This window comes from Thalassolituus sp. UBA6592 (assembly GCF_002433655.1).
In the GTDB taxonomy this organism is placed as follows: Bacteria; Pseudomonadota; Gammaproteobacteria; order Pseudomonadales; family Oceanobacteraceae; genus Venatoribacter.
Genome location: NZ_DJIO01000017.1, coordinates 1 through 5,185 on the forward strand (window position 1 = coordinate 1; position 5,185 = coordinate 5,185).

Here is a 5,185-nt window from a genome sequence, read left to right on the forward strand (position 1 = left end):
TTATTGGCGCCACCACGGAAAACCCATCATTCGAACTAAATAATGCCTTACTCTCCCGTGCGCAGGTTTATGTGTTGCGGGCGCTGAGCAATGGCCAGTTGGTAAACCTGCTCAGTCAGGCGCTGCAAAAAACCGGCAGTCAGGCGGATGATGAGGCATTGCAGCTCATTGCGGCGGCGGCAGATGGCGATGGCCGCCGTTCGCTGAACATACTGGAAATGGCGCAACAGCTGAATCCGGAAGCAAGGCTTGAAGCTCAGGATGTTAAAGAAATTTTGGGCGATAAGACCCGGCGCTTTGATAAGGGCGGCGAGGCCTTTTACGATCAAATCTCGGCGTTGCATAAGTCTGTGCGCGGTTCGGATCCGGATGCAGCACTGTACTGGATGGTTCGGATGCTCGACGGCGGCTGCGACCCCCTTTATATCGCCCGCAGGGCGGTGGCGATCGCCAGCGAGGATGTCGGCAATGCTGATCCGCGGGGGCTGACCATTGCTCTGAATGCCTGGGACGCACTGGAACGACTTGGTACACCGGAGGGAGATCTGAATCTGGCACATGCCATTGTGTATCTGGCATGCGCGCCAAAAAGCAACGCGGTTTACCGCGGCCTTGCCCGGGCAAGAGAGCTGGTTGCCAGCCATCCGAGTCTGGAAGTGCCGCTGCACCTCAGAAATGCTCCGACAAAGTTGATGAAAGAGCTGAACTACGGCGCCGAGTATCGTTATGCTCACAATGAACCAGAGGCGTTCGCCGCCGGGGAAACCTACCTGCCCGAAGAATTGCGCCATGAACGTCTGTATCAGCCGTCCAACAGAGGGCTGGAAGGTAAAATCGGGCAGAAACTTGAGTATCTGCGTCAGCTGAATCAGCAATCACCGCTGCAGCGTTACCCGGAGGATGGTGAATGAGTTTTTTCTGGATTGGTCTTGGCGGCGCGCTGGGCGCTATCAGCCGCTATGTCGTGGCGACGGCAATCTTCAAATGGATGGACAAACCCTTTCCTTATGGCACCTTAAGTGTGAACCTGATAGGCTCCTTTGCCATGGGAATTGCCTACGTCTGGCTGGTACAGCATCAGTGGGGCGGCGACTATCACAAGCAGTTGCTGATGGTTGGATTTCTCGGTGCCTTCACGACCTTTTCTACTTTCTCGCTGGAGAGTGTTGCCATGCTGCAACAGGAGCGCTGGCTGGCTTTTGTCAGTTACGCCGGCTTCAGCCTGACAGGGTGTCTGCTGGCCACCGTGGCCGGTATGTGGCTTTCCAAATCTTTTGTATAAATTGTTATTGGTATAAATAGTAATGCTGGACGTTAAGTTTATTCGTGAAAACCTGGAGCAGGTTACATCAGCTCTGGGCAAAAAAGGCTTCACTTTTGATGGCGCAGAGTTCAATCGTCTGGATGAACAGCGCAAATCGGCTCTGACCCGCGCTCAGTCGCTGCAGGCAGAAAAGAAGAAGGCGTCCAAGCAGATCGGTCAACTGATTGGTCAGGGCATGTCCCCGGAAGATGCCAAAGCTCAGGTAATGGGCAGCATTGATTCCGACATTACCGAAGCCGGGCAGCAGGCAAAAGAAGCCGAGCTTGCTCTGCAGCAGTTGCTGATGAGCATCCCTAACGTGCCGGATGAATCTGTACCGTTCGGCAAGGATGAAGACGACAATATCGAAGTGCTGAAATGGGGTGAGCCAGCTCAGTTTTCGTTCGAGGCTAAAGACCATGTTGATCTGGGTGAACCTCTGGGCCTGAGCTTCGATCAGGGCTCCCTGGTTGCCGGATCGCGCTTTGTGGCGATGAGCGGTCCGATGGCACGCCTGCATCGTGCTCTTGCTCAATTCATGCTGGACACTCACACCGAAGAACACGGTTATACCGAAACCTACGTGCCGTATCTGGTGAACAAGCAGGCTCTCGAAGGTACCGGTCAGCTGCCGAAATTTGAAGAAGACCTGTTTAAAATTCCTTCTGCTCAGGGCGAAAAAGATTTTTATCTGATTCCGACTGCGGAAGTGCCGGTAACCAACCTGCTGCGTGAATCGGTTGTGGATGGTCCGCTGCCAATCAAAAAAGTGGCGCATACACCGTGTTTCCGCAGTGAAGCCGGCAGTTATGGTCGTGATACCCGAGGCATGATCCGCCAACATCAGTTCGATAAAGTAGAGCTGGTTCAGTTTGTAAAAGCGGAAGACTCTGAAGCGACTCTGGAGCAACTGACCGGTCATGCAGAAGCTATTCTGCAGAAGCTGAATCTGCCATACCGTAAAGTGATTCTTTGTGGCGGCGACCTCGGTTTTTCTGCCCGCAAAACCTACGATCTGGAAGTGTGGCTGCCCGGTCAGCAGAAGTACCGTGAGATTTCATCCTGCAGTAACTTCGCTGACTATCAGGCGCGGCGTATGCAGGCACGCTGGCGCAATCCGGAAACCGGTAAGCCAGAGCTGCTTCACACTCTGAACGGCTCCGGTCTGGCTGTAGGCCGTACCATGGTGGCAGTGCTGGAAAATTATCAGCAGGAAGATGGCAGCATCATCGTGCCTCAGGTTCTGCGTCCTTACATGCGTGGTCTTGAGGTTATCACTAAATGATGACACTTCCCCTCGTTCTGCGGGGGGATGCACGTCCCTTCGTAATTATTGGTGGCGGCCCCGTTGCCGCCCGTAAAGCAGCGACCCTGGTGCAGGCCGGGGCGTCTGTTGCTGTTATTTCCCCAAAAGTAACTACGGATATTCAAAAGCTTGCTGACGATGGCCGCATTCAACTCGAATTGCGCCCGGCAAGTACTGACGAATCATTTCCTGCAGGCAGTTTTGTTGTTCTTGCGAGCAATGACGGCGATCTGAATGAAGCGCTGGCGGCGGTTGCCCGTAACGCCGGCTGTCTTGTGTGTCGTAGCGATAAAACCCAGGATAACGACTTTATTTTCCCTGCCGTTATTGATCGATCGCCATTGATGATCAGCGTTTCCACCAGTGGCTCCGCTCCGGCACTGACCCGACATGTGCGCCAGCGACTGGAGGCGTTTCTGCCACAGGATTACGGTCGCCTCGCTGCTTATGCTGAAACCCTGCGGAATAAGGTTAAAGCACTTATTCCATCTGCTGACCGCGCAGCCTTCTGGCGTCGCTGGCTTAACAGTCGTGCACCGGAGATGATTCTCGCGCGTCAGGCGGAGCGGGCGGAAGCAGAAACAAATGCCTGCCTACAGGGCGAAATACAACAGGGCGAAGTGGCTCTGGTCGGCGCCGGCCCTGGCGATCCTGACCTGTTAACCTTCCGCGCTCTGCGTCTTATTCAATCGGCGGACGTGGTGTATTACGACCGACTGGTCGGTGATGCCATTATGGATCTGGTGGATCCGGCGGCAGAGAAGTATTACGTCGGTAAACGCATGAGTGATCATTCGGTTCCGCAGGATGGCATCAATCAGCTGTTGGTAAAATCGGCGCAGGAAGGCAAGCGCGTGGTGCGACTGAAAGGGGGGGATCCTTTTATTTTCGGGCGTGGTGGTGAAGAAATTCAGCAGCTTGCAGATACCTCGATACCATTTCAGGTTGTCCCTGGCATTACAGCGGCCAGTGGCTGTGCAGCCTACGCCGGGATTCCGCTGACCCACAGGGATTACGCCCAAAGCGTACGCTTCGTTACCGGTCATCTGAAAGATGGTGGCTGTGATTTGCCCTGGGTTGAACTTGTTCACCCTGATCAGACCCTGGTGATTTATATGGGGCTGAGTGGCCTGCCGGTTATTTGCGAACAGCTGCAGAACGCCGGAATGCTTGGCGATACGCCAATCGCTCTGGTGGAAAAGGGCACCTTGCCGGACCAAAAGGTCCACGTCGCGACACTGTCGACCATGTCAGATTACATTACCGGGCGTGAAATACACGCACCGACACTGACCATCGTCGGTGATGTGGTCAGATTGCATGATCAGCTGAAGTGGCGCCAATAACCAAAGCAAAGCTGTGGAATTGATCTAAGCTTAGGCTCAGTAATAATGATTACCGGGCCAGGGCATGAACTTTCTCAATTCTCTTAAGATCCGCACTAAAATTCTGACATTGGCAGGGGTTGCTGTCGTTGGTTTTCTGATCAGCTTTTTCATCAACCTTAATATGAATACGGCCAACTCAGAACGCCTTGAGCGTATTCAGAAGACCTTCTTTCCGGTGGTTGAGACGTCACAGGCAAATATTGAGCGCCTGGCGAGAATCGAAGAGCTTTTTTCCACCGCGGTCACCACAGGTGAAATGGACTTCGTATCCAGTGCTGAAAGACTGTCTGCGGATATGGTCGGAGCATTTAAGCGCCTGAACACCCTCTGGCCTGAGCAATCTTCCCAGGTTGCAGCCAGCGAACGGGTATTCAGTGCCTATTTTGATACAGCCAGAACTCTGGCGTCAGGCATGATTGATGGCTCGCTGGATCCGGCACTGATCGGCAGCACCATCGAAAAGATGAATGCATCGCTGGAATCTGCCAGACAAAATCTTAAGTCCTACGCAGACAACAGTGTGGCAGCCTTCAATAATACGGTTGAAGCCTCCAACGCTGCCGCCCGCAGCGCGACCTCTATCGGACTTGTTGTTACGGTCGTTACACTGATTATTCTCGCGTTCGTTGCCTGGTCCATGAGTCACAGTATTAACCGCTCGGTGTCTCGTCTGGTGAAATCCCTGCGGGATATCGCCAGTGGCGAAGGCGATCTGACCGCTCGCATCGAAATTTCTGCCAAAGATGAAATCGGCGACGTTGTGCACTGGTTTAACCTGTTTGTAGAAAAGCTGCACCGCAACATAGGTGAAGTAGTCAGCACAACGCATCCATTGACAACGCTGTCGGATAATCTTGGCAGCCTGACCTCGGAAACCTCCCGCATTACCGAAAAACAGAACCGTGCAACAGCGGATGTTTCGCTGCTGGTTGATGAGATGGTCGCCAGTATGCACGAGGTTTCAGGGCATGCTAACTCTGCTGCCAGCGAGGCTTCCGCGGCGGACAAGGCTGCCAAAGGCGGACGTGCCATTGTTAAAGATACGGTGCAGAGTATTAACGAGCTGGCAGGTGAAGTAGAGCGTGCCAGTGAAGTGATCCGTCAGCTTGAAGCGGATACCGCGAATGTTGGCAGTATTCTTGATGTGATTAAAGCCATTGCCGAACAAACCAACCTGCTGGCGCTGAA

General features: G+C 53.6%; 5 protein-coding genes. All 5 read left to right on the forward strand.

Annotation, left to right across the window (positions count from 1 at the left end):
• Window positions 1-911 (forward strand): replication-associated recombination protein A (locus B2Z72_RS01425; RefSeq protein WP_297004040.1); only part of this gene is annotated, 911 nt, incomplete at its 5' end.
• A complete protein-coding gene (crcB, locus tag B2Z72_RS01430; RefSeq protein ID WP_296983813.1) occupies window positions 908-1,282 on the forward strand; it encodes a fluoride efflux transporter CrcB in 375 nt (124 codons plus the stop codon). The genes B2Z72_RS01425 and crcB, both read left to right, overlap by 4 nt.
• 22 nt (window positions 1,283-1,304) lie before the next feature.
• Window positions 1,305-2,588, forward strand: coding sequence for a serine--tRNA ligase (serS, locus tag B2Z72_RS01435; protein ID WP_296983812.1), 1,284 nt, complete (start codon window positions 1,305-1,307; stop codon window positions 2,586-2,588).
• The gene (gene cysG, locus B2Z72_RS01440) at window positions 2,585-3,955 is read left to right on the forward strand and encodes a siroheme synthase CysG (RefSeq protein WP_296983811.1); all 1,371 of its coding nucleotides are present in this window, start codon (window positions 2,585-2,587) and stop codon (window positions 3,953-3,955) included. The genes serS and cysG overlap by 4 nt, the downstream gene beginning before the upstream one ends.
• 64 nt (window positions 3,956-4,019) lie before the next feature.
• Window positions 4,020-5,185, forward strand: a 1,166-nt coding sequence (locus tag B2Z72_RS01445) for a methyl-accepting chemotaxis protein (RefSeq protein ID WP_297004041.1), incomplete at its 3' end; no start/stop codon positions are given.